Source organism: Pseudomonas sp. SST3, assembly GCF_003325755.1.
Window position 1 is genome coordinate 24,532 of sequence record NZ_QORI02000023.1, and the last position, 23,062, is coordinate 47,593.

The window sequence follows — 23,062 nt, forward strand, 5'->3', positions numbered from 1 at the left end:
CGGTCTCGGATCTACACCTGGCCGCTAGAGGCGCCTTTCGAGCGCTTCTAGCTGTCGGACCGTGAAACGCTGCTTGCGCAGGAACGGCTCCCTTCGCGTTTGAATCCACGATCCCCAGCCATGAATGCTTCCAGCATATAGGGAATCAGAGTCACGGCATCGACCGGCTCTCCGTAGGCGTGTGCATGCATCGCGGCGTAGCGGTCCAGATCTGCCTTGAGGTTGGCTGGGCAGACGAAGGCCAGCTTGATGCTCTCAGTCTTGGGTAGCGGCCCAAGCCGAAGCTTGCGTGTTGTGCTCATCGTGAGGCTCCTCGGTTAAGGAACAGCGGTTGGTAGGGCCGCAACACCAGATCCCGGTTGACGATGATGCGCACCGGAAGCCCGGGACGCTGTGTCAATGTGGGTTGAATGTTGATGTTTCGGCGGGTCATTTCTTGCCCAACCTGATTTGCGCTGTCCTGCACGCTGTCACGGCCGGCGATGATGATGCGGTCGCCATCCTGACGGTTCTCGGGCGCGGCCAGTTCTGCACCGATGCCCAGCAGCGTCGTTAGCGCGGCGCCAGCGAAGATCCGATCCCAATGCCAATCGGCGCCGTCTTCCAGACCGGCGTAACCGGCCGGGTCGGTGCCCGTGAGGTTGTTCAGCGTCAGCGAGGATGTGTCCGGCAAAATGATGCGATTCCACACCACATGCACCCGGCTCTGCCCGTAGCTGACCTGGCTGTCGTACCGACCGAGGAGGCGCGAGCCCTGTGGGATCAGCAGGTACTTGCCGCTCGCCGTGTCGTAGACCGGCTCCGTCACCGTGCCGATCACGTCCCCCGGAAGATCCGACTTAATGCCGGTCACCAGCGCGCCGGCGATCACCGTGCCGGCCATGACCTGGTATGGCGACGCCGGTAGCTGGAGATTCCCGGAATTACGGGGTTCCGTAGAGCCGGTTTGCGGGAACGCCTCTTTCTGCTCCAGCCGATTCTGCGCGGCCGTCGGGTCGGCGGGCTGGGCCACCGTCGAGTCCGGGCCGGCGCCCATGGGATCGAAGCCCGACAGTGCCGGCACCTTCGCGACCTGCTGGTCCGGTGCGGTTGCAGTTGGGCGGTGACTTGCGGTGCGGAAGAACACAGACGACGCAGCCGCCTCCTCGGCCTCCTTCAGCCGAGCCAATCGCGTGGCCTCAGCGGGATCGTGCCCAGGTGGCGTGTAACTGGGCGCCGCCAGCCGCTGCGACTGGACGATGGCCGGGCCAAGGTCGCCCGGTAGAGGTGGACCTAGTTCGGGAGGAGATGGACGCGGCAACTTGGAGTAGTCCGGGGGCAACTGATCGAGCCCTTCGGAACGGGAAACGCGGTCGACATTATATAGCTCGGCCGGATCGTTCCCTCCGCGGGGCTTCGGCGGCTGCAAGGACCAGAGAGTGGCACCCAGCACTGCGGCCGAGAATCCACCGGCAAGCACGACTAAGGAGCGCCGGTTCAAGCGCGTGACCGGGCGCGGCTGGGCACGCAACGCGACCGACTCGGGAGGGACTTTGCCTACCTGCGGCGCGGCAAGGTCAGGAGTGTCGTCCTGGCTCATGCTCAGTTCCTCCGTGCCACACCATCCGTGCGCTCGATACGCACAACGTCGCCCTTGTCGGCTCCCAGGCGCAGCTCGGCTGCGCCGAATAGCCGATCCACGATGTAGTACGGCGAGCGGAAGCGGTAGTTGACCAATTGCCCATCGCCCTGCGCGCCGATTACGAACAGTGGTGGCAACTCGCCCTGGGCGATGCCAGCAGGAAATTGGATGTATACCTTCTCGCCATCATCAAATGCCCGCAGCGGTTGCCACGGTGGGTTGCTGCCGCTGAACGCATACCTAAAGCGAATCTTCTCGAGCGAAAGGCCGGTATCGACCGGCGCGCTCGCCTGCGCGGCCCGCGCCCGGCGCTGCAGGGCCAACATCTCGTCCTTCGGGTAGCCCCAGGATACCGAGGCCATCCAGGCTCGCTCGGTCGAGGTCAGCTCAATCAGGTAGGTGCGCCGGCTGGTGGTGATGACCAGGTTGGTCTTCAGATCCGAGCGGATCGGTTTGACCAGCACATTAACGCGTAGCGTATCGCCAGCCCCGCTAGAGGTGTCGCCAACGATCCAGCGGACCGTGTCGCCGGCAGCTACCGTCACCAGCTCTTCGCCGGCCTGCAGCGCGATCACCGTCACGCGCCCCGGCGCGGCGTAGACCTGGTACAGCGCGCCATCGCTGTAGGGCCAAACCTGAATCGCATTGACGTAGCCCTCGCGGGTGGGCGCCACCCTCGCCTCACGGTTCGCGCGCGACACCCTCACCTTCTCGTCGGCCGGCTCCGGAGTCCGACTGGCCTCATCTGGCAAGCGCTTCACCTGCCCCGGCATCGGCAGCACCTTGGGCACCTCCACCACTTCCACCGGCTTCGGTGGCTCAGGCAGCAGCTGCGCTTGCACCGGCTCGTCGAGCGTGATGCGCGGCGGAGGCTTGCTCTGGCTAGAGCAGCCGGCCAAGGCCAACGGAATAAAGAGAAAAGCGGATTTACGGAAGGACAGATTCATGGCTTGGCTCCTTCGGGCACATCGATCTCGCGGCTCCACGACAGCCCGTTGACGTAGATGCCCAGGGGGTTCTTGCGCAGGCGCTGTTCGGTACGCGGGGATTGCAGGACGGTGGAAATCACGGCGTTCCAGCGTTCGGTGCTGGCAGGCGAGCCGTTGACGAAGCGCTTCTCCGTCCAGCGCACGTTGAAAGAAGCGTCGCTGGCCCGCACGACGCTGCTGACTTGCACCGTCACCGACTCCTTGCCAATACGGGCGAACGGATCGTTGGTGCGCGCGTAGTCGTTGAGCACGGCCGCTCCACGGTCGGTGGTGTAGTCGTAGGCGTCGAGCCAGTTCTGCCGCACCACGATCGGGTCGATGGATAGCGAACGCACCAGCGTGATGAAACGCGCCAGGTGATAGGCAACTTGCGCATCGGCCGGCCGGTACGGTGTGGCAGCCTCGCCAACCGCGCGCACTTGCCCGGACCGGTCGACCTCCACCACGTAGGGCGTAACGATGGACTGCGCCGAACGCCAGACCAGGCCACCCGCCATCAACAGGGCGAGCACCAGGCAACCGAAGGCCATCAGGCGCCAGTTCTTCGCCTGCACGCGAGCCGATCCGATGCGCTCGTCCCACGCCTGGGCGGCGGCCTGGTAAGGGGTGGCAGGTAGCGGCGTCTCGGCGTAGCGCACCCGCGGTCGTCTGAAGCGCATGGTTCATCCTCCTTATGAATCCGAATCCCGCAGGTTTGGGCCACTGCCTGAACCGCCGCCGTCGCCACCGCGTAGCGTGTGCGCAACGGTGGTGGCGGCATGACTGATTTGCTGGCGTCGCTGCAGTCGCCTGGCCCACGCGGGTTGCGCCTTAGCATCGAAGGCGCCCTGGGTCGCATTGCCCAGGGAGGCAGAACTGCCGCCAACAGAAGCCCCACCTCCCGCAGCCAATCGGTCATGAAGCGACCGCATCCCAGCAGCCAACTTCGCGGCTGGTGCCATGCGTGCGCCGGCTGCAACCGCAGCGCCGACACCGGTCGCTGCGGCGCCGGCAGCTACAGCCATCCCCGCCGTACCGAGCGCGGCACCTGCCATTGCTCCTGCTCCCAATTGCGGGCCACCTGAGATCAATCCCGTGGCGATGCCCGGACCGAAAATGCCAAGGGCAAGCAACGCCAGCGAGGCCAGCACCACGACCAGCGCATGGTCGATGGAGGGCTCATCGGGATGCACCTGAAACTCTGCGAACAACCCGGTACCGATGCCGACGATGACCGCCAGCACCAGCACCTTGACACCGGAGGACACCACGTTGCCCAACACCTTTTCGGCGAGGAACGCGGTCTTGTTCCACAGCGCGAACGGCACCAGCACAAAGCCCGCGAGCGTGGTCAGCTTGAACTCGATCAGGGTGATGAACAGCTGTATCGCCAGCGTGAAGAAGCAGGCGATGACCACCAGATAGGCCAGAAACAAGATGACAATCGGCTCGAGGTTGACGAATACCTCGGGGAAGCCGGTCAACTCGCCGATCTGCTCGAGGATCGGTGCGCCGGCGTCGATGCCTGCCTTTGCCAACCGCCCCGGCTGCAGGAAAGTCTCCATACCGAGCGAGCCGGTTGCCATCAGGCCCAGCCCAGCAAAAGAACGGAAGACGATGCTGGCCAGCCAGTTGAAATTGCCGATGATGTAGGCGAAGGCACCGACATAGAGCACCTTGCGGATCAGCTTGGCCATCACATCCTCACCCTGGCCGGCGGTATGCCCGAGCGCCCAGTACAGTCCGGCGATTGTCATGTCGATGGCGACCAGGACGGCGGTTAGGTAAGCGACCTCGCCGTGAAGCAGCCCAAAGCCTGAGTCGATATACCGCGAGAAGATATCGAGGAAGCGGTCGATGACTGTCACGTCGTTCATCGAGAGTCCTCCGAAGCGAAAGCTGCGTGCCGCTCATGCCCTGGTTCAGCGTCGATGGGGCTATCAAAAGTCGGTGGAATCGGCGGCAGTTGCGCCAAAACCCCGTACTCGTCCGGGCCGCCCGTACCGTCGAAGAAACGACGCCGATACGCCTCGGCTGCGGCACGGCAAGCGCTATCGTCGTCAGCTACGCACTGGGCGCGCAGCACCTCAAGCCGGTAGGTTCTATTTGCCAGCCCTTCGCTGGACGGCTGACCACAGGCCGTCAGCGCTGCAAACGACAACACGAAGGCGTATCGCATGATGACCTCCGTCAGTTGCCGTAGAACTGGACCGGATGCGGCGTATAAGGCGTGCCCTCTCCAAGGAAGCGCCGCCTGACTTCTCGTGCGCGCTCGGTTGCCGCCGCCTGCCGGGCCAGCTCCAGTGCGGCTGCTCGGTCCTGGGTGAGTTGAAGCTGCTGTGCCTGGATGGACTGCTTTGCCTGCAGGGCCAGCAACTGATTGGTTGCCTGCATGGCCTGCAGGGCACCGGTGGCCGACTGGCTCTGGCCCACCAGGTCCCCCAGCGAGCTTTCGTCGTCGCTGAGGTTTCGAGAGACCTGCGCCTGCATGCGCATCGCGGTGTGCAGGCCATTGAGCGTATGTGCCCAACGTTCTTGGGCGTCCCGGTACATCTGGTCTCCGCTAACGGTGGCGGCGTATTTGTCCGGGTAAATCCGGGCGAACTCGCTGTCCAGGTTCTGCAGGTCGTAGGCGAGTCCCTGCGCCTCTGCAATCAACCGCTCGCTTCTGAGCAGTGATGCGCGTAGACGATTGACCACGTTGTAATCAAGGCTGGCCAGGTTGCGAGCCTGGTTGATGAGCATCCGCGACTCGTTCTGTAGCTGCTGCACCTGGTTATTGATCTGCTCGAGCGTGCGAACTGCCGTTAGCGTGTTCTGCACGAGGTTCGTCGGGTCGACCACCGTCAAGGCCAATGCCGACTGGACCGCAGGCAACGAAAGCGCGACAGCGAGGGATACCGAAAGGGCGCGGGTCTTCATTGGCAGTCCTTGTGGGGATCATTAGAAACGACAGTCGCCATGGATGGCGCGGATGAAAGCAACTCGGCGGCCCAGTCCAGGCCGCGATGACGCAGCCAGGCAGCGGCGAAGCCCGGCACGCCGACATCGCGCAGCACGCCGTCGATGGCCCGCTGGTCCTGGGGCTTCGAGGCCCCCGCGAACGCGAGCGCGACAGGCCCTAGGTCGAGATCGAACAGCCGATTCCCTGCACGGGATTGGTAGTAGTAATCGCGCTTGGGCTGGGCGGTGGCGACGATATCGATCTGCCGCTCATTGAGGCCGAAACCCGCGTAGATCTTGCGGATCTGTGGCTCGGTCGCCTGTGGGTTGGGCAGGAAGATGCGGCTCGCGCAGCTTTCGATGATCGCCGGGGCGATGGTCGAATCCTTGATGTCGGCCAGCGACTGCGTGGCGAAGATCACGCTGACATTCTTCTTGCGAAGTGTCTTGAGCCACTGGCGAATACGCGCGGCAAACAGCGGATCGTCGAGGAACAGCCAGGATTCGTCGAGGATCAGCAGCGTCGGCGAACCATCAAAACGCTCCTCAATACGTGCGAACAGGTAAGCCAGCACGGCCAGCACCGCGGCTTTGCTGGGCATCAGCTCCGCCATCTCAAAACATTGCACATCGGGCATGCTCAGGTAGTCGAGGTCAGCATCGAGCAGCTTGCCGTGCGCTCCGCCCAGCACATAGGGTGCCAGCGCCTGGCGCAGCACGTTCGACTGCAGCAGCACCGACAGGCCGGTGAGCGTGCGCTGTTCGACGGGAGCCCCAGCGAGGCTGCCAAGCGCCGACCAGATGGCCGCCTTTTCATCAGGACCAACGGCCACGCCCTCGTGCAGCAGACGCCCTTCGACCCACTCGGCTGCCCAGCTGCGACTGCCCTCCTCGTCGATACGCGCGAGCGGCTGGAAGGCGATCGCATTATCGGCGCCCAGGTCGTAGTGCTCGCCGCCCAGCCCCAACACCGTCGCTCGCATCGAGCGCCCCATGTCGAACACAAACACGCGCGACCCCGGATAGCGGCGGAACTGCATCGCCAGCGTAGCGAGCAAAACGGACTTGCCCATGCCCGTCGGGCCGACGACCAGCGTGTGCCCGACGTCGCCGATATGCGTGACCAGCCTGAACGGCGTTGCGCCCTCGGTGCGCGTCACGATCAATGGCGGACCGTCGAGGTGCGTGTTGCGCTCCGGTCCGGCCCAGACCGCCGACACCGGCACCAGGTGTGAGAGGTTCAGCGTCGATACGATAGGCTGCCGCACGTTGGCGTAGGCGTTGCCCGGAATCGACGACAGCCATGCTTCGACCGCATTGAGAGATTCGGGGATGGTGACGAAGCCACGGCCCTGGATGACACGCTCCACCCTGCGTAGCTTCTCGTCGGCCAGGTCGGCATCCGTGTCGAGCACCGTCACGGTTGCAGTCAGGAAGCCGAAGGCGACCTGGTCGCTGCCCAGCGCCTGCAGAGCGGCATCCGCATCCGCCGCCTTGTTGCTGGCATCGGTATCGACGAGCGGGCTTTCTTGCTGGAAGAGGGTTTCGCGCAATAGCGCCAGCACGCTCTTGCGCTTGGCGAACCACTGACGGCGCAGGCGGCCAAGCTCTCTTTCCGCTTCGTCCTTGTCCAGATAGAGGAAGCGTGTGCTCCAACGGTAAGCAAAGCCCAGCCGGTTGAGGTCATCCAGAATACCCGGCCAGGTCGAGGTCGGGAAACCCCGCACTGTCACCACACGCAGATATTCATCACCCAACCTCGGCGCCAGGCCACCGAGCAGCGGCACGTCGGCCAGCAGCATGTCGAGATGGAACGGCATCTCCGGCACTCCGACGCGATAACGCCGCGTCGAGACAGTCGCATGCAGATAGCTCAGCGTCTCGCCGTCATCCAACCAATCAATCTCCGGCATCACGCCAATAAGAAGATCGAAGATGCGCTCGGTCTCGGCAATGAAGGCCGTGAGGCGCTCGCGCCAGTCCACGCCCGCCATCGAGGTGTTCTCATAGATCAGTTTGGCTGCGCGGGCATGCGACTCCTCGGGCGGCATGTACTGCAGCGTGAGGTGATAGTGACTCTCGAAGTGGTTACCAACCTCCTCGAAGGTTGCGCGGCGCTCCTCGTCCACGAGCCAGGCCAGCGGCTCAGGGAAGTGCGACTGCGGATATCCTCTCGCTGGGCATCGTTCAGCCTCGACAAACAACGCCCAGCCAGCACCGAGCCGGCGCAATGCGTTGTTTAGTCTCGCGGTAGTGGCCACCAGCTCGCCTTGCGTCGCGCTGTCGAGGTCAGGGCCACGGAAGCGCGCCGTGCGCTGGAACGAGCCGTCCTTATTCAGCACAACGCCGGGCGCAACCACGCCGGCCCACGGTAGCCAATCGGCAAGCAGCGCTGGGCGCTTACGGTATTCGGCAAGGTTCAGCATCGCGACGCCCTCCCCTCACACGTCCAGCAGCGACTTGTTTTTAAGGTGCCGCGCAAATACCTGCACGAACTGCGGATCGACGCGCGCGCCCCAAACCGCAAGCGCATGCCCGACCAGCCAAAGCACCAGCCCGGGGAGCCAGAGCTGCAGGCCCAGCCCGACGGCGGCAGCCAGCGTGCCGTTGGCAATGGCCACAGTCCGCGGCGCGCCGCCGAGCAGGATCGGCTCGGTCAGCGACCGATGCAGCGGCACCTCGAAGCCCGGCAGGTCGCTTTCCGTACTCATACGACTGCCCCGCCGGCGAAGCTGAAGAACGACAGGAAGAACGACGATGCGGCGAAGGCGATGCTCAGGCCGAATACGATCTGGATCAGCTTGCGGAAGCCGCCCGAGGTATCGCCAAAGGCCAGCGCCAGCCCCGTGGCGATGATGATGATCACCGCGACGATGCGCGCCACCGGCCCCTGGATTGATTCGAGGATGGATTCGAGCGGGCCTTCCCAAGGCATTGAGGAGCCGGCGGCCCTCGCCGTGCCGGCTGACATCAGCGCTACGACAGCCAGCAGCAGGCCTCGCTGGACAGGCGCGGCCAAGTGGCGCAGCTGCGCCCGGCAGGTAGCTGCGTTTACGGAAAAGCGACTAAAAGGCGCGAGTGCTGGGGTCATGGCAATTCTCCAAGAGTGGTCGTGGACAAAGAAGGAACGGTTGGGGTGGCGGGTAACGCGTCCTGCACGTCAGCCAGGCGGTAGCCCGTCCCGTCGTAGCCGACTACGCGAGCGATGCTCTCGACTCGGCGCAGGCGGCCACGGCCGGCGATGAAGATCACTACGTTGACCGCCTCGGCAATCAGCGCGCGCGGCGGATTCATGGCTACTTCCAGCACCAGCTGCTCCAGCCGCAGCAGTGCGCCTAGAACGGAGCCGGCATGGATGGTGGCGATGCCGCCCGGGTGGCCAGTGCCCCACACCTTGATAAGATCCAGCGCTTCGCTGCCGCGCACCTCTCCAACCACCACGCGATCAGGGCGCAGTCGCATCGTGGAGCGGACCAGTTCGCGCATCGACACGACCCCCGCACGGGTGCGTAGAGGTACGTGATCGCGCGCGGTACATTGCAGCTCGATGGTGTCTTCAAGCACCAGTACACGGTCGCCAGTGGCAGCTATCTCGGCGAGCAGCGCATTGGCGAGTGTGGTCTTCCCGGTACTGGTACCTCCGGCGATCAGGATGTTCTGCCGCTCAAGCACTGCGCCGCGCAGGAACGAGGCTTGTGCGGCGGTCATCATCCCGTCTGCCACGTAGCGCTCCAGCGGGACGACGCCCACGGCCCGCTTGCGCAAGGCGAAGGCGGGTCCCGGCGCCGCCGGCGGCAGGATGCCCTCGAAGCGTTCGCCGGTTTCCGGTAGTTCGGCAGTCAGCAGCGGTTGACCGCGATGCACCTCGGCGCCGACATGCGCGGCCACCAAGCGGATGATGCGCTCGCCGTCTGCCTCGGATAGCTCCGCGCCCAGCGGCGCCCGTCCCGACGACAAACGATCCACCCACAGCGAGCGGTCAGGATTGAGCATGACCTCGACCACGTCCGGATCTTCGAGCGCGGCGGCGATCACCGGCCCCATCGCCGTGCGCAACATACGGATACGCCGGTCCAGCGAGGTAGCAATGAAGGACTGAGGCGCGGCGCTCATGAATTCGGCTCCCGCGCTTCGCCTGCGGGTCCATCCATGCGCTGGCCGTCCGGGTACAACTCATCCACCACGTCCCGCACCAGACTCCGCCCACGCAGCAGGTGGCGACCGAGTTGCTCGACGAACTGTTCGAAGCGCGCCTTGCCCTGGGCCTTGGCCGCCTCCTGGTGGGCCTCGGGCACAGGCGTGCTGACGGTCAGGAAGTAGCGTACGAACAGCGCCAGCGTCTCGATCTCGATGGTCTGGTCGCGTTCCAGGCGCTCGAATTGCCGCGACAGGCGATCCAGCCGCTTGGCGACGGCGGCCTCGCGCTGGTCGCCGGCCTCCGGCGACAGCCAGGACGCCAGGGCCGCCGCAACGATGGAAGACTTGGACACGCCCTTCTTAGCGGCCAACTCATCCAGGCGGCGGGCATGCTCGGGTTGGATGAAAAGATTGAGGCGGTACTGGCTCATAGCTGGATTCCGTCGTCGGGATCGAGGGCAGCCAGCCGGGCTACGCGCTGCGTGGCCGGATCGAACTGGCGAGGCAGAACGGGCTGTAGGTCGTCATCATCGAGCAGCGCCAGGTCGTTGCCAGCAGCCGCCTGCTCCGGGTTGTAAGTGACGGTTTCGGACAGTTCGGGCTGGAGGCGCGGGCCGCCATCGTCCGCCGCGCTGGCAGCAGGACCATCGCCGAGTGTCGAGGGCGAAGGCGCAGACGTCGCCGGCAGGGCCAGACCGCTCCAGTCATCTTCCCGCGCTGGCGGTGCGTCGGCGTAGCGCCCAGCCACGAGAGCTGGCGACGGCAGTACGCGACGCTTGAAGTTGGCGTCGCTGTAGTAGCGCAGCTTCCGCGCCTTGATCGGCGCGACGCTGGACACCATCACCACGGCCTCGTCCGGAGGGAGCTGCATCACCTCGCCTGGGGTCAGCAGCGGCCGCGCCGTTTCCTGGCGCGAGACCATCAGGTGCCCCAGCCATGGGGCCAGCCGATGGCCCGCGTAGTTGCGCTGCGCGCGCAATTCCGTCGCGGTGCCGAGCGTCTCGGAGATACGCTTGGCCGTGCGCTCGTCGTTGGTGGCGAAGGTCACGCGCACATGGCAGTTGTCGAGAATGGAATGGTTCTGCCCGTACGCCTTGTCGATCTGGTTGAGCGATTGCGATATCAGGAATGCGCGCAGGCCATAGCCCGCCATGAACGCCAGCGCCGACTCGAAGAAGTCCAGTCGCCCGAGCGCGGGGAACTCGTCGAGCATCAATAACAGTTTGTGGCGCCGTTGCACGCCATCGCTGCCGTCGAGTGATTCGGTGAGGCGCCGGCCAATCTGGTTGAGGATCAGGCGGATTAGCGGCTTGGTACGGCTGATATCCGAGGGCGGCACCACCAGGTACAGCGACACCGGATGCTCGGCGGCGATCAGGTCGGCGATGCGCCAGTCGCAGTGCGAGGTCACCTGGGCCACCGTGGGATCGCGGTACAGCCCCAAGAACGACATGGCGGTGCTCAGCACACCCGAGCGCTCGTTGTCGCTCTTGTTGAGCACCTCTCGGGCGGCGGACGCCACCACCGGATGCGTCTCGTCACCCAGGTGCCGCGTCGTCATCATCCGGTGCAGCGTTACCTCGAATGGACATTCTGGGTCGCTCAGGAAGTTGGCGACACCACGCAACGTCTTATCCTCGCCGGCGTAAAGTACGTGCAAGATGGCCCCGACCAGCAGCGCATGCGAAGTCTTCTCCCAATGGTTGCGCCGCTCCAGCGCGCCTTCCGGGTCGACCAGAATGTCGGCGATGTTCTGCACATCGCGCACCTCATGCGCTCCCCGGCGCACTTCCAGCAGCGGGTTGTAGGCGGCCGAAAGCGGATCGGTGGGGTTGAATAGCAGGCAGTGCGAGAAGCGCGAGCGCCAGCCGGCGGTGAGGTTCCAGTTCTCGCCCTTGATGTCGTGGATGACGGCAGAGGCTGGCCAACTCAGCAAGGTAGGAACCACCAGGCCTACGCCCTTGCCCGAGCGAGTCGGCGCAAAGGCCAGGACATGCTCCGGCCCGTCGTGGCGCAGGTACTGGTCATCGTACAGCCCGAGGAGGACACCGGCCGGACGGTCCAGCCCCGCCTTGCGGATGTCGTTGGTCTCGGCCCAGCGCGCCGAGCCATAGGTCGTGACCTGTCGCGACTGGCGCGCGCGCCAGACCGACATAGCGATGGCGACGCCCACAGCCACCATGCCGCTTGCTCCGGCAATGGCACCGCCGATGTCGAAAACCTGCGGCGCATAGGCACCGAAGAAGAACCACCAGTCGAACAGCCTCCAGGGGTGATAAACCGGTGTTCCGAAACACTCGAACCAGGGCGTGCCCAGGCGTATTTGATAACCCAGGGTGGCGGCTGTCCATTGCGTGGCGCCCCACACACCGACGGTCACGATGCCAAACACGGCGGCGATCTGTCCGAACAGCACGTTCGTCCCGAGCATAGTCAGCTCCCCCCAATTTCACGATGAAAGCAGCACGCAACCTGGCTGCACGGGGGGAGATTCGGTGCCGTTCCGGTGCCGGTCAAAGACCGTTATCGGGACAAAGCTGGACTGAAACGCATCAATTCATGCGCGAGCGAGTAGAGAGAAAACGCCGCAAGCATTAACGCGTTGCGGCGTGTCGACAGGGAACTGGAAAATTTATCGCGAACCGCTGACGTTCAGAACTTGGGCGGTTCTTTCGGCGGTGTGTAGGGCACTTTCCCATCGCCCAAGAACCGCTTGCGTGTGGCTTCTGCAACCCGATTGCACAATTGATCACCTAGTTTCGCGCGGTCCAGCTTGCATTGCGGGCGAAGCTCTTTCAGCTGCACCGGGTCCGCGGCCAGCTCTTCAACTGTTGGCAGCGATGCCGCTGGCCTATCAGGCTCGCTACAGGCGGTGAGTGCCAACACACACAGTATCGGTGTCAGGTACCTCATAGTTGTCTCCTCAGAGTTGCGGGTTGAATTACTGCAGGGCTCAGGCGTACTCCCGAGGCTCGCTGGGTCGCAAGCATTGGTGACAGGTGTCAGCGCTACCAATCGTCGCGTACCGAGAGATCAGTAGGTCGATCGAACAGCGCGCCGAGGTCCATCAGATCCCAATACCTCGAGACCTCCCGAACTCCCAGGACACCGCACTGCCGCGCATTGTCGCGGCGAGCTGTTGCCCTAGCCGCTGCTCGATGACCGGCTTCCAGGGCACCAGGCTGAATCCCTTCCCATCTTCCAGCACAGCGTAACGTCCGCTGGCGAGCATGACGCTACGGCGATAGATGCCCGTCACCCGCTGCCCCTCTTGCGCAGGCCGGTGCTCCAATCCCGTTTTGGAGGCGATGTCCCGGGCAGTTTGGGCCAGTTCTCGGCTGCGTAGCGTCGCCAGCAGATCGCGCGTTAGGACCACACGCTGACCTCGCCTTTCTGCCAGCCCTTGCTCGACCAGGAAATCGGCACGCTGATGGATGGCCTGCCGTACTTCTCCAGCAAATCCGAGCTCGCCCAGCCCGCGCCCACCGCCGATCAGTTGTTGGTCGAGCCAGGTGGCGCCGATCACACGGGTTTGCTGCTCTATCGGCAGGTGCGACTTCAACTGCACAGCTACGCTTCCTAGGCGCTGAACGTCGTACTGGCGGCCGCGCTCGGGCAGGTCGCCGGGCACCTTCCATAGCCCCTCCGCCACCCGTTCTACTATGCCGGCACGACGCAGGGCTTCCAGCCGACGAACATGGGCTGCCACGACCTCATGCGGATCGCGGCCAGCCTGTGCCTGCCCCTGGGCAATCGCGAGGTGGTGGCTAGTGCGGTACAGGCCATCGCTCGCCAGCGCGGCGATGCTACGGTCGGCCGCGCGTAGCTCGGCCGAGCCGCGCACTTCCACCACCGACCCTATCGGGTAATTCGCCAGCTCGTCGCGGGCATTGAGCGCGACGTAATGGGCCTTACCGTCGATGCCGTCGGTGACCAGATAGCCTCGGTCACGCAGCTCGTCGGCCATCCCCTTGGCCGCCACCCGGCCGAGCACGGCACGCCCCTCCTCCCCCGGCTCGAATACCGCCAGCTCTCGTGGCTGGCTATTCATGGCGCGTTGTAGGATACGAATGATGTCGCCTCGCTCACCCAGCGCACGCAAGGTTTTCTCGGCATCATCGTGGATGGTCCAAGCGCCGGGGCGAACCTCTTCGGCTAGCGCCATGCGCTGCAAGTGCTGCAGGCGACCGATCAGCAAAAGGCGTTGGCGCTGCAACTGCGGTTCGTTGAGGCGTTCGACCTGCAGCGTCCCATCGCCCCCCGCCTCCCGCCGCAAAGTGCGATCCAGGCTCGTCCAGCGCTCCTGCTCGACTTCGCGCTGCAGCGTCTGCTGAATCTCCAACTCGGTGCGCGGCCCCAGCCACTCGGTGGCGATTTCGGCGGCACGGTGGCGGAAGCCGTGGGCGATATAGTCGCTGGCAATAATGAGGTCCTTGCCGGTGTCGTCGCGTCCGCGCAATACGATATGGGTGTGCGGGTTATCGGTGTTCCAGTGATCCACCGCCACCCAATCCAGCCTCGTCCCCAAGTCGGCCTCCATGCGCCCCATCAACTGCCGGATGTAAGCCCGCAAATCGTCCAGTTCGGCGCCGTCCTCCGGCGCGACGATGAAGCGGAAATGGTGGCGGTCATCGGTGCAGCACTCCCTGAAGGTACCGAGGTCGGCCTCGTCCGTCTGCGGTCCGTAGGCCTGGCCTGGTTGGCCATCGCGGCCGGCACCGTCTCGCTCGATGTAGCGCAGGTGTTTGGCCAGCGACTGCGGGCTGGCCTGGCGCTGGTTGACCAACAAAGTCTTGATGGCCACGCGGCGCGAGAATGGCGTGAGCGAGGCTCCCGCGAAGCGCGCCGCCGTGTGCCCTCGCCCCAACCGCGAGCCTGGTCGCTGCCCGGGTTTTTGCCCCTTGCCGCCGACCAGTGCCGGGCGCCGCACTGCCGATTTCCCCCCCGCCTTGCCGACCTGCTTGAGCACTTTGGAAACGAAGCCCTTGTCGCGGTTCTTTGGCGCGTTGGGACGTACGCGGAAGTCGTCGTCGCGGCCATCGGCCATGGTTATCTCCTCTGCAAGCCAGGGCGTGCACCCGCGTACGAAGCACGCGGGCATGCCAGCATCGGCGGGTTCTGCATGCCATATACGGCACGGCGACGAAGGTTTGTCGTGCTGCTCCTACCCCACGTGCAGGCTGGCGTTCTGGGCGAGCAAGTGCCGCACCCTTTTGTCTTGCCTTCCGTTTTTTTCTGTCGCGTACGCTCCAGTCCTCGAACGCCCCGAGGTGTTTCGCTGCACATAGCCGGTCCGTCGGCGAAAGCGGTGACGGCCGCTGGTCGGGTTCGCTCGAGGCTAGGCGTCTGCACGCTGGATGGCTGCGCCGCAGGTCGTGCCAGACGCGGTGCGAACGCACCCGTGCTGCACGCACGACGACCCGGCGCTAGCCCACAGGGCGACATGCCAGAGGGCGCGACGCAGCGCAGCGAGTCGGTGCCCATCACTGGCTTCTCTCCAGCCAGAGCGGGTGCGCAACGCCGAGCACGACGGATGTGCTAATCGGCCCGAAATAGCGACTGTCGAACGACGCCGGATTGGTCGTGCTCAGCAGAAATAGCTCACCATGACGAAGCCGTCGACACCCCGGCCAAGCCTGCAATAGGCGGCCCTGTCGATCAGTAGTCAGTGCGGCAGCCACGGGCACGCCGTCGATCCGCACGATGCTGTCAGTGACGCACACCTTCTGCGGCGCAACCGCGCCCACGCGCTTGAGCAACGGGATGCCTATCGGCAGGTAGCCACGTTGTGCGGCAAGCGCAGCGACAGTATCTGGCAGCCGGATCAGCACGATGCTGCCAACTGCCGGCAAGTCAGCCTGTCGTCCAAGAGGATCTATGCGATACCAACCGACCGGGACGCTGTCCGAAGCGTTGTAGATAACGCGAGCATCGGGCTGCACAAGGGACGCCCAGGCAAGCGCAGCGAGGCCGCAGGCGGATAGTGCTGCCAACACGGAGCGCACACGCTGGCGCGAGCGAGGAGTGCTCATGTCAGCGCCGTCCCCGCCAGCCAGGCGGTATGCCGCTCAATGTTGTACGCCGGCAGCGGCAGACGCGCGGCGAGCCGGTTGCCCAACGTGCGCCAGTACGCGGGCGACACGCTGGCCGGGGCGATGCCCAGCGCCTCGATGGCATCGATCTGCGCCAGCACCGCGCGCACCGCAGGCTCGCCCTCGGCGACGAGCAGTAGCCGCGCGCCGGGCAACACGCCGGGGATGCGCTGCGCCGCTTCCAGTTGCGTACACGCCTGCATCACCCTCAGCTGCCAGCGGATCGTGCCGTAGTCGTTGGCCTGCCAGCCGACGCGGCAAAAGACGGCGCCAGGCAGGAACACCGCAACACGTCGCCAATGATCCAGGCGGGTGATGCTCGCCGCCTCGCCAAAACGCAGGTAGAGCTCGATGCGTTGCTCCACATAGGCGAGCGACACGCGGGTCAGCTGCGCGGCGTTGGTCTGCCCGGCGAGCACTGCAAGCGGTGGCAGACGTTCAGGAATGGACACCGAAGGCTGGACGTTCATGGCGTGCTCCCCGGGAACTCGCGCTCCAGGAGCGCGCGCAGCAAGTCGGCGACCGTTATCCCCTGGGTGAACGCCGAGACCTTGATTCGGGCGCGCATTGCGGGCGTGATGTCGAGAGTCAGGCGAGCGGTGTAGAGATCGCCTTTCTGCACGCCGCTGGCGTCGCCCTGGCGAATCCAGACTTCAGCATGCGGGTTCGCAGGGGGACGAGAGCCGATCGCCGTGCGCTTATCGGGTGCGCGTGTCATACCGTCCACCTCAACAGCTCGTCCACCAGCGCGGCGATTTCGTGCGCGGCGGCGCTGTCCGGTGCCGTCTCGCGGACAAGTCGCCCGGAAGTCACGCTGTCAGCGAAGACGATACGTTGACGAACCTCAGCATGCAGCGCCGGCAGCGGCTGCACGGCCAGTGCCCGGCGCGCTTCGCGGCCGATGACGGTGGTACTGACGCGCCGGTTGATGACGAATGCCGCCGCGAGCTGCGGGCGAAACACCTGCGCCTCGCGGATCAGCCCGACCATATCGCCACTGGCCCAGAGGTCGTAGGGACTGGGCTGCACGGGGATCAGTACTCGCTCGGCCGCCAGCAGTGCGGAGCGCGCCAGAGCGGCGATGCGGGGAGGTCCGTCAATGATCACGTGATCGACGCGTCGTGCCAGTTCGGGCGCCTCCTGATGCAGAGTTTCGCGGGCAAGGCCCACCGCGCTGAACAACCTGGGTAAACCCTGCTGCGCGCGCCGCTGCGTCCAGTCAAGTGCCGATCCCTGCGGGTCGGCATCCAGGAGGACGACATGCTGGCCGCGCAACGCCAGTTCGCCCGCGATGTGCGTCGCAAGCGTGGTCTTGCCTACACCACCTTTCTGGTTGAGCAAGGCAATGATCATGACTCGGCCCTCCTCATGGAGAAGGTCTGGCCGTGCCGTTTTGAAGTTACCCACCGAAACGGCGTGCTTCTACAAAAAGTTAGAGCTTTTAAGTTAGAGAAGTTAAGGGAAGCTGAAGGCCGCGCAGTCTCGGGCCTGCAAAGGATTTCGCACGCCTGATAGCACGATAGGGACACGCCCGATAGCACGATACCTCGCACGCCTGATAGCACGAGCCCGTCCACAGGTTTTCCCGCACTTACCCCCGTGCCGTGCCCGACACGGGTCGGAACGTCAGCAGCTCCGTGCTGCTCTCCGGAATCCGCTCGATGCCGAGCACGTAGCCGGGCAGCGACTGTCGCGTCACCAGAGCGCGCAGGTCGCAGGCGAAGTCGTGGGGCCTCGCCGTGCTGCCTGACTTGCGGTGCAGATGCCGGAAATCGAACTGCCAGCCATCCGGCTGCTTGCCACCATGCTTGCGCACCAGGCGGTACAGCCAGCGCTCGATGCCGCCGGTGAGCCGGAAGTACGCCGGGTCGATGGTCAGCACCAGAGCGGCGTCCAGCACGCCTGCGTAGAACCAGTCCGGCAAGATCAGCTCGATGCCCAGCGGCGCGCCGCGGGCGTCGGCCAGCTCCTTCCACTCGTTGATCCAAGAGAAGCGGTGCAGTCGCCGCCCGGTCGTCTCGCGAATCGACGTGGCGACCGTGGTCGACTGCAGGCGATCCAGAGCGGCCTTGAGTCGCTGGTAGTCGCGCAGCGACACCCCGCGCCCGATGAAACGCAGGATCTCGTACGGCGTAGCTCGCATCAGGCGTGATGGAGATAGGCCCGCGTCGCGCGCCGCCACGATCTGGCTGGCCGCCCAAATCAGCACGTCGGCATCCCAGATCGTGGCAATGCCATGTTCCTGCGTGCCCTCCACCCGCACGGTGACGCCACCGGTGCGAAAGTCGATTGGCGTAGTGCGCCGCGACTTGGCCAGCGAGAAGAACGGATAGGCCATCAGATCCTGGCTGTCTCGCGGCGCTATGTCGCCCGGCAAGGCGCGAAACAGGTCGAGCTGCTCTCGCTCCGGCATTGAGCTGGCCATAACGAAGGCCTCCGCCGAGCCGGCGATCAGCGCGCACGGCTGTCAGCCGAGTGCTGCTCGGCGTATTCCGGATCGGAGGTAGCCTCGAAGCTGTGTTGGTCCGCCCAAGCATCAAGATCAGCGATGGCGTACATGACGCGCCGACCGAACTTGCGAAAGCGTGGGCCGCCGCCGATTACGCGCTGTTTCTCCAGGGTGCGCGGCGACAGGCGCAGGTACTCGGCCGCCTCGTCGTTGGTCAGGTAGCGCTGCGGCTGGATAGTAGCAGCGGGCTGCAGGGGTTTGCCGTGAGCGGCAGCAGACCGTACGGGAGCAGGGCGCATAGGGTGAGCCTCCATCGTTCAGGACAGCCCGGCCACACAGCGCAGCCGGATGGAGGCAGTCTCAGCAAGGACGGGCGACCTGCTCAGGGTCGTTGTATGGGCCGCTCGGAACGACCCTCCCCTCACCCATCAAGCTGTGCCAGGCGCCGGTAGCCACCGAGCATCAGCGTTCGGCCACGGCGCACCAGGCGGCGCACCTTCGAGCGTAAACCCGCGTCGGCATGCCAACAATCCGTTACTGCCCTGGGGCCGAATAGCCCCTTGGCCACCTCGCGCAAAGACGCACCCGCCAGGGTGGCGTCAAGCGCCTGCAAGGTCTGCAATTCAAGCAAGGCGGCAGGGCTTGGACGAGGTCGGGCCAGTGCAAAAGGCGCGGCATCAGCCGCGACAGTCAGCTTGTCCAGCACAGTCGCAATGGTGCGGAAGCGATTGCCCTGCCTAGCGCAGGCCCGAACGAGATAGATGAAAGCCATGCCGATCTCCAAGCCGGGCGCAATGGCGAGCTGAACATGGCAACCCGGCCAGCAGATCAACAGGCGCAAGCACCTACCGTCGTGGACGAGGCATTTGCTGCCTGGAATGCGCCAGAAATCGAACCCTATGGAATCCGGCATGGGGTCGATATCGGGGTGGAGCTGGACCAGTCCCGGTTGGTCGGGGAACCAGATTGGATGCGCCTCGCGCGCGTCCAGATCCGGGTCTTCCAGCAGGCGCAGCCCCCAGCTGTGCGCCGCGTCAGGCCGGCGCAGGCGATCCCGCCAGTCGCTCTGGTAGTCCGGATTTCTGCGCAGGTACTCCCAGGCTAGGTCAACATCGTCCAAGTGCAGGACGTAAAGGTAGGCCGCGGTGGGATACCACTGCGCGGCTTCGCGGTCAGCCATCAGGCAACCTCCCCTTGCTCAGGTTTAGCCGCCACTGGCTCGCGACGCGAATCATAATCCTCTCGGCACAGCATCCTTGGCTGGTAGGCCAGGCGAAAGCGTCAAGACCGATTGGCTCCGAAGCGTTGCGCGGTTCATCCAACTGCGGCAGCACCGCCGCTCAGTCGCGCAGCACCGAGCCCATCCTGCCGTCTTTAATGGTAGAACCATGACCCGATTGGTCAGACTCGCGTCCACAGATGGTGAAAAGACGATTGAGACCGAGCAGGTCTGGCCGCTTACGGCGAGCTTTACGCAAAGGCACTTAGGCAGAGATGTGCTTTTGCCCGGATCGCCAACGTGCCTATGCGGATTCCAGCATTGCCTCAAACGCACAAACACGCATATCGGCAAAACCGTAATGGAGCCAATGGGCGAAATCGGCATCGCGTAAGTCCGTAATGACACAGAAGCGCTTCCGCATTTCTGACCGAATCCGCCAATACTGATCTCCGTAAAAGCACGAATGCGTGGTTCGGCTCGTCCGCGACCGGATGCCTCTGCCCCAACAACCATCGAACCGGCCGCCGGGCTTTACTTATCTAGTTAATCATGGCGGTACCAGGTTTTGCTGCGAGCGCGCTCGTTTCCATTGAAGCGATGCGGATAGCACCAACAGAACGTTGGCTCGCCGTTACCAGGTTGTAGTTCCGCAACAGCGCCCCGCCACAACGGGCGGGGCGACAAGGTAGCCGTCAGGCCGTCGGCTTGCTGCGCGACCAGATCAGATCGTGCGTACCGTTCTCCTCCTCGATCAGTCGGGCGTAGATTGTCGCCGAGAACGAAGGATCGTCGAGGGTCACGGAGAGGTAGGGCCGCTCGGCCTGGCTGACTTTCTTCCAGGCCGCGCCGATGTCGTAGCCACCGGCTGTCTGGATGCGGTAGTCGGGGGCGTTCTCGCGGCTCCTATCGTTGGGGACAAACTTGACCTTGACGTTGAGCGTCAGGGTGCGAACGGTGCCGGTGAAGCCGTCGTTCTGTGCGGTGAAGGTGCCGATGTTGGCCATGGTGATTTTTCCTTTCGGGTAACCAAGGTCGCGCCCATCGCGTCCTTGTTGTGATCCGGCAGGCGAAGGACGGGCTGGCCGCACCGCGCAGCGGCCGCAACAACGCGAAGGACCGGAAGGCGCACAGAATTTGTGGGCGAGGAACCGCGCAGCGGAGGGGAAATTGTTTGCGCCGGACGGTTGCAGCCCAACGCCCGAGGCGCAGCCGTGCCACCGCCAGGATTCACGACAAGCCAAGGACGCAACGGGGCGAGCTTCCCGGAAGGAGTCGGGGCCGACTCGGTATTCCGCGTGACGGCTTCACCGGCCTACGCCCTGACGTGGTAGAGCTGAAACCTCAACGACAAGCGAGAACGCCTTGCCGCAGCCTGCAGCGGCTGGCTTGGTGCGTGGCCTGAGACGCAACAGCGAGGTCGTGCGGCATGTTTGTGAGCCATCCCTCGAAACCTGAAGCAACTAGCCGCCAGCGCCGAATTCGGTACGCTCGATAACCACCTGTGACAGCAAGTCGGGGCGTAGCCCCAACCTTTGCCAACCGGCGTCCTCTTCGCCTGCTATCGGCTCAAAAGCGGCCTTTAATTAAGGGCAGGAACCTACTAGAAAACGCTCCAGAAAATTTAGTTACCGGTAGGCATATGAGAGGCCTACCAGAGGCTACCGGAATACCAACCGCTAGCCACGTCGAAAGAACGATCTGATAAGCGCCCAAATTGCCACCAGGGCGCCCCACAGACTCGATTCTGGTGCCCGGGGTTGCTTCGATGCAGCCTGAGTCTCTTGATCACGCTGAGCGTTCTTCTGGGCGATATAAAGCTTCGTCGCCGCATTATCGCGCAGTTGAACCCTGGCAATCTGCTGCCGACTCATCTGGCCGGCCCAGACGATCTGGTTATCGCGGATGAAGTAGTGCGACTGACACGCATAGTCCCAGTTACCGATTGATGGACTCAGGGATACCAAATGCCCCCTCTTGATCAGTCGCCATCGATCAGGGCGCAACGGAGTCACCACTTCCTCACCGCATCCACAGCAGCATGCGTGGATGGCAGTTTCATACTGCTCGCTGATATACAGCTTTCCAGCCTCGACCTTCTCGGGGATGAACTCGACGAAGACAGGGGTAATGGTCTGGCTTTTCATGCGTTCTCCACTGGTGCTCCACGCTCGCTACGAGCAAGAGACTGGAGGTTGATGGTGAAATTCAGGCTATGCGCGAGCTCTTGGTCGAGATAGAAGCTCATGTGTTGCTTCCAGCGCAGCACAGCAATCGCTGCGTTGATCGCATTCATATCCGCTACTTGGATGTTGCTCCTGTACAGAGCCTCTTGGTCGTCATCCTGAAAGTCCAGCGAGCGGCCTAGATGATCATGCTTGTCCGCTGTAGCCAGCGTGACGCGGCACTTACCAAGCAGCGAAGGGGCACCAACCTCATCCTCGATCCGCGTGATGCCCATTCCCACGTCAATGAATGGCACATTCACCTGGCAGAGGTAGTCCGTGAGAGCCCTACGGGCTGATCCCCGATCAACAGCGATGAACACGAAGTCGAAGCCATCGAGCTCGTGAAGGTTGCTTTTATCCAGGTGATAGGGGTGAGGCACGATTCCCCAGCGCATCGGATCGTAGGCCTCTTTGAAGTATTCAACCTTCTTCATTTTGGCCCGCAGCTCGTCAAACGATGCCGCGCCCGGGGCACGGAATGCGTTATGAGCCTCGAAATCATCCTGGTCGAAAAGGTGAATTTCACGCACGGGCGTTTTAGCGATCAGGTCGAGGATGTAACCACCCGTCCCGCCCACCCCGACAATGGCCACCTTTGTGACTTCCAGACGCTGTGTAATCGCGGTGATCCCCGCTCTAGACGAAGCCGTGTCCGGGTATTTAAACACCGAGTTTTCATCACGCTGGGCATGTACGACATTTGTTCGCCCGTCAGCGTTCGGGAATTTCACTCGAGCCTGACTGACGAATAAGGTGTGGTAATGCGTGACCTTATCGTAGAAGTTACCCGGGGGCTGGTCGTCGGCCTTGTTCGACAAGTAGTGGTGCCCGACAAACTGATCGAACAGCGTCTGCTGGTTAGAGTGATTTACGACATGGTGCATCGGCTGGCCGCTAGCCATATGCGGATGCTCACCACGAAGCCAGAAGGTGTGATCATTAGGCCTGGTATCTTGCTCGCCCATTTCAGTATAGGGGCAGGTAAGGGTACCAAGGGTTAATTCGCCGGCCTGGTTGAGGTATGGGATCGAATGCACCAGCAAATGCTGGTGCTTAATCTCGATCTCGAACCCTTCCTCGATCAACCGAGCAATGGAGGGATTAGGAGCGATTGGTTTTGGCGACATCGAACTTCGTTCCGTTGAAGACTTCGACATCCTGACCTTCTACGAGCGTGCCATCGGGCAAGTGCGGGCCGACATAGGTGACTGTGTAAACGATATCTGCACTGACCTCCCCCGGTAACGCGAGCTGTACGACCTGCGCGTAGCTGATACGGTCGCCCTCAAACTCTTTGGGACGCGCATTGACAATGATGTGTTTGGCCTTCGGCTGCTGATCGTTGCCGTTGCCTGGGTTTTCCTGATGGTCTTGAGGCATTCTTGCTCTCCTGTTGGCTGTGGCC

Annotated in this window: 26 protein-coding genes; all 26 read right to left on the reverse strand. The window is 63.8% G+C overall.

Translation table 11 applies throughout. From position 1 onward, the window contains the following. Positions 1-47 precede the first annotated feature (47 nt). The 26 genes from DQ405_RS19225 to DQ405_RS19350 all read right to left on the reverse strand — a co-directional run bounded on the left by DQ405_RS19225 (position 48) and on the right by DQ405_RS19350 (position 23,037). Positions 48-302 carry a DUF2274 domain-containing protein gene (locus tag DQ405_RS19225; protein ID WP_168425671.1) on the reverse strand — a complete coding sequence of 85 codons (255 nt, stop codon included), beginning with the start codon at positions 300-302 and terminating at the stop codon, positions 48-50. After that, positions 299-1,579 carry a TrbI/VirB10 family protein gene (locus DQ405_RS19230; protein WP_168425672.1) on the reverse strand — a complete coding sequence of 427 codons (1,281 nt, stop codon included), beginning with the start codon at positions 1,577-1,579 and terminating at the stop codon, positions 299-301. Before DQ405_RS19230 ends, DQ405_RS19225 begins: the two co-directional genes overlap by 4 nt. A 2-nt stretch (positions 1,580-1,581) precedes the next feature. After that, positions 1,582-2,568 (reverse strand): P-type conjugative transfer protein TrbG, encoded by a 987-nt coding sequence (trbG, locus tag DQ405_RS19235; protein ID WP_168425673.1) that lies wholly within the window; start codon positions 2,566-2,568, stop codon positions 1,582-1,584. Next, the gene (trbF, locus tag DQ405_RS19240; protein WP_168425674.1) at positions 2,565-3,269 is read right to left on the reverse strand and encodes a conjugal transfer protein TrbF; all 705 of its coding nucleotides are present in this window, start codon (positions 3,267-3,269) and stop codon (positions 2,565-2,567) included. The genes trbG and trbF overlap by 4 nt, the downstream gene beginning before the upstream one ends. Positions 3,270-3,281: 12 nt before the next feature. Then, positions 3,282-4,466: a P-type conjugative transfer protein TrbL gene (gene trbL, locus DQ405_RS19245; RefSeq protein WP_168425675.1), complete on the reverse strand. Its 1,185-nt coding sequence runs from the start codon at positions 4,464-4,466 to the stop codon at positions 3,282-3,284. Further along, entirely contained in the window at positions 4,463-4,768 is a 306-nt protein-coding gene (locus tag DQ405_RS19250; RefSeq protein ID WP_168425676.1) for a hypothetical protein, read from the reverse strand. Before DQ405_RS19250 ends, trbL begins: the two co-directional genes overlap by 4 nt. A gap of 11 nt (positions 4,769-4,779) precedes the next feature. Next, entirely contained in the window at positions 4,780-5,511 is a 732-nt protein-coding gene (gene trbJ, locus DQ405_RS19255; RefSeq protein ID WP_168425677.1) for a P-type conjugative transfer protein TrbJ, read from the reverse strand. Continuing rightward, positions 5,508-7,958, reverse strand: a complete 2,451-nt coding sequence (gene trbE / locus DQ405_RS19260; protein ID WP_168425678.1) for a conjugal transfer protein TrbE — start codon at positions 7,956-7,958, stop codon at positions 5,508-5,510. Before trbE ends, trbJ begins: the two co-directional genes overlap by 4 nt. Before the next feature lie 15 nt (positions 7,959-7,973). Next, positions 7,974-8,243, reverse strand: a complete 270-nt coding sequence (locus DQ405_RS19265; RefSeq protein ID WP_168425679.1) for a VirB3 family type IV secretion system protein — start codon at positions 8,241-8,243, stop codon at positions 7,974-7,976. Next, positions 8,240-8,623 carry a TrbC/VirB2 family protein gene (locus DQ405_RS19270; RefSeq protein WP_168425680.1) on the reverse strand — a complete coding sequence of 128 codons (384 nt, stop codon included), beginning with the start codon at positions 8,621-8,623 and terminating at the stop codon, positions 8,240-8,242. The genes DQ405_RS19265 and DQ405_RS19270 overlap by 4 nt, the downstream gene beginning before the upstream one ends. Continuing rightward, complete coding sequence (gene trbB / locus DQ405_RS19275) at positions 8,620-9,645, reverse strand: P-type conjugative transfer ATPase TrbB (protein WP_168425681.1); 1,026 nt, start codon at positions 9,643-9,645, stop codon at positions 8,620-8,622. The genes DQ405_RS19270 and trbB overlap by 4 nt, the downstream gene beginning before the upstream one ends. Next, positions 9,642-10,100, reverse strand: coding sequence for a ribbon-helix-helix protein, CopG family (locus tag DQ405_RS19280; protein ID WP_168425682.1), 459 nt, complete (start codon positions 10,098-10,100; stop codon positions 9,642-9,644). Before DQ405_RS19280 ends, trbB begins: the two co-directional genes overlap by 4 nt. Continuing rightward, a complete protein-coding gene (locus tag DQ405_RS19285) occupies positions 10,097-12,100 on the reverse strand; it encodes a conjugal transfer protein TraG (protein WP_168425683.1) in 2,004 nt (667 codons plus the stop codon). Before DQ405_RS19285 ends, DQ405_RS19280 begins: the two co-directional genes overlap by 4 nt. A gap of 221 nt (positions 12,101-12,321) precedes the next feature. Next, a complete protein-coding gene (locus tag DQ405_RS19290) occupies positions 12,322-12,582 on the reverse strand; it encodes an EexN family lipoprotein (RefSeq protein ID WP_168425684.1) in 261 nt (86 codons plus the stop codon). Between the two features lie 154 nt (positions 12,583-12,736). After that, positions 12,737-14,716: a relaxase/mobilization nuclease and DUF3363 domain-containing protein gene (locus DQ405_RS19295; protein WP_168425685.1), complete on the reverse strand. Its 1,980-nt coding sequence runs from the start codon at positions 14,714-14,716 to the stop codon at positions 12,737-12,739. Between the two features lie 436 nt (positions 14,717-15,152). Beyond that, positions 15,153-15,701 carry a S26 family signal peptidase gene (locus DQ405_RS19300; protein ID WP_168425686.1) on the reverse strand — a complete coding sequence of 183 codons (549 nt, stop codon included), beginning with the start codon at positions 15,699-15,701 and terminating at the stop codon, positions 15,153-15,155. Beyond that, positions 15,698-16,231, reverse strand: coding sequence for a DUF2840 domain-containing protein (locus DQ405_RS19305; RefSeq protein ID WP_168425687.1), 534 nt, complete (start codon positions 16,229-16,231; stop codon positions 15,698-15,700). The genes DQ405_RS19300 and DQ405_RS19305 overlap by 4 nt, the downstream gene beginning before the upstream one ends. Continuing rightward, the gene (locus tag DQ405_RS19310) at positions 16,228-16,479 is read right to left on the reverse strand and encodes a chromosome partitioning protein ParB (RefSeq protein ID WP_168425705.1); all 252 of its coding nucleotides are present in this window, start codon (positions 16,477-16,479) and stop codon (positions 16,228-16,230) included. Before DQ405_RS19310 ends, DQ405_RS19305 begins: the two co-directional genes overlap by 4 nt. Next, positions 16,476-17,114 carry a ParA family partition ATPase gene (gene parA, locus DQ405_RS19315; protein ID WP_168425688.1) on the reverse strand — a complete coding sequence of 213 codons (639 nt, stop codon included), beginning with the start codon at positions 17,112-17,114 and terminating at the stop codon, positions 16,476-16,478. The genes DQ405_RS19310 and parA overlap by 4 nt, the downstream gene beginning before the upstream one ends. 238 nt (positions 17,115-17,352) lie before the next feature. After that, positions 17,353-18,186, reverse strand: a complete 834-nt coding sequence (locus DQ405_RS19320) for a replication initiator protein A (protein ID WP_174824696.1) — start codon at positions 18,184-18,186, stop codon at positions 17,353-17,355. A 26-nt stretch (positions 18,187-18,212) separates the two neighbouring features. Then, on the reverse strand, positions 18,213-18,509 hold the full coding sequence (locus DQ405_RS19325; protein ID WP_168425689.1) for a helix-turn-helix transcriptional regulator: 297 nt from the start codon (positions 18,507-18,509) through the stop codon (positions 18,213-18,215). Between the two features lie 122 nt (positions 18,510-18,631). Next, positions 18,632-19,390: a DUF2285 domain-containing protein gene (locus DQ405_RS19330; RefSeq protein ID WP_168425690.1), complete on the reverse strand. Its 759-nt coding sequence runs from the start codon at positions 19,388-19,390 to the stop codon at positions 18,632-18,634. A 734-nt stretch (positions 19,391-20,124) separates the two neighbouring features. Beyond that, on the reverse strand, positions 20,125-20,436 hold the full coding sequence (locus DQ405_RS19335; protein ID WP_168425691.1) for a DUF736 domain-containing protein: 312 nt from the start codon (positions 20,434-20,436) through the stop codon (positions 20,125-20,127). Between the two features lie 672 nt (positions 20,437-21,108). Then, the gene (locus DQ405_RS19340) at positions 21,109-21,576 is read right to left on the reverse strand and encodes a DUF6527 family protein (RefSeq protein ID WP_168425692.1); all 468 of its coding nucleotides are present in this window, start codon (positions 21,574-21,576) and stop codon (positions 21,109-21,111) included. Further along, on the reverse strand, positions 21,573-22,784 hold the full coding sequence (locus tag DQ405_RS19345; RefSeq protein WP_168425693.1) for a ThiF family adenylyltransferase: 1,212 nt from the start codon (positions 22,782-22,784) through the stop codon (positions 21,573-21,575). The genes DQ405_RS19340 and DQ405_RS19345 overlap by 4 nt, the downstream gene beginning before the upstream one ends. After that, the gene (locus tag DQ405_RS19350; RefSeq protein WP_168425694.1) at positions 22,759-23,037 is read right to left on the reverse strand and encodes a multiubiquitin domain-containing protein; all 279 of its coding nucleotides are present in this window, start codon (positions 23,035-23,037) and stop codon (positions 22,759-22,761) included. Before DQ405_RS19350 ends, DQ405_RS19345 begins: the two co-directional genes overlap by 26 nt. Between the last annotated feature and the right edge of the window lie 25 nt (positions 23,038-23,062).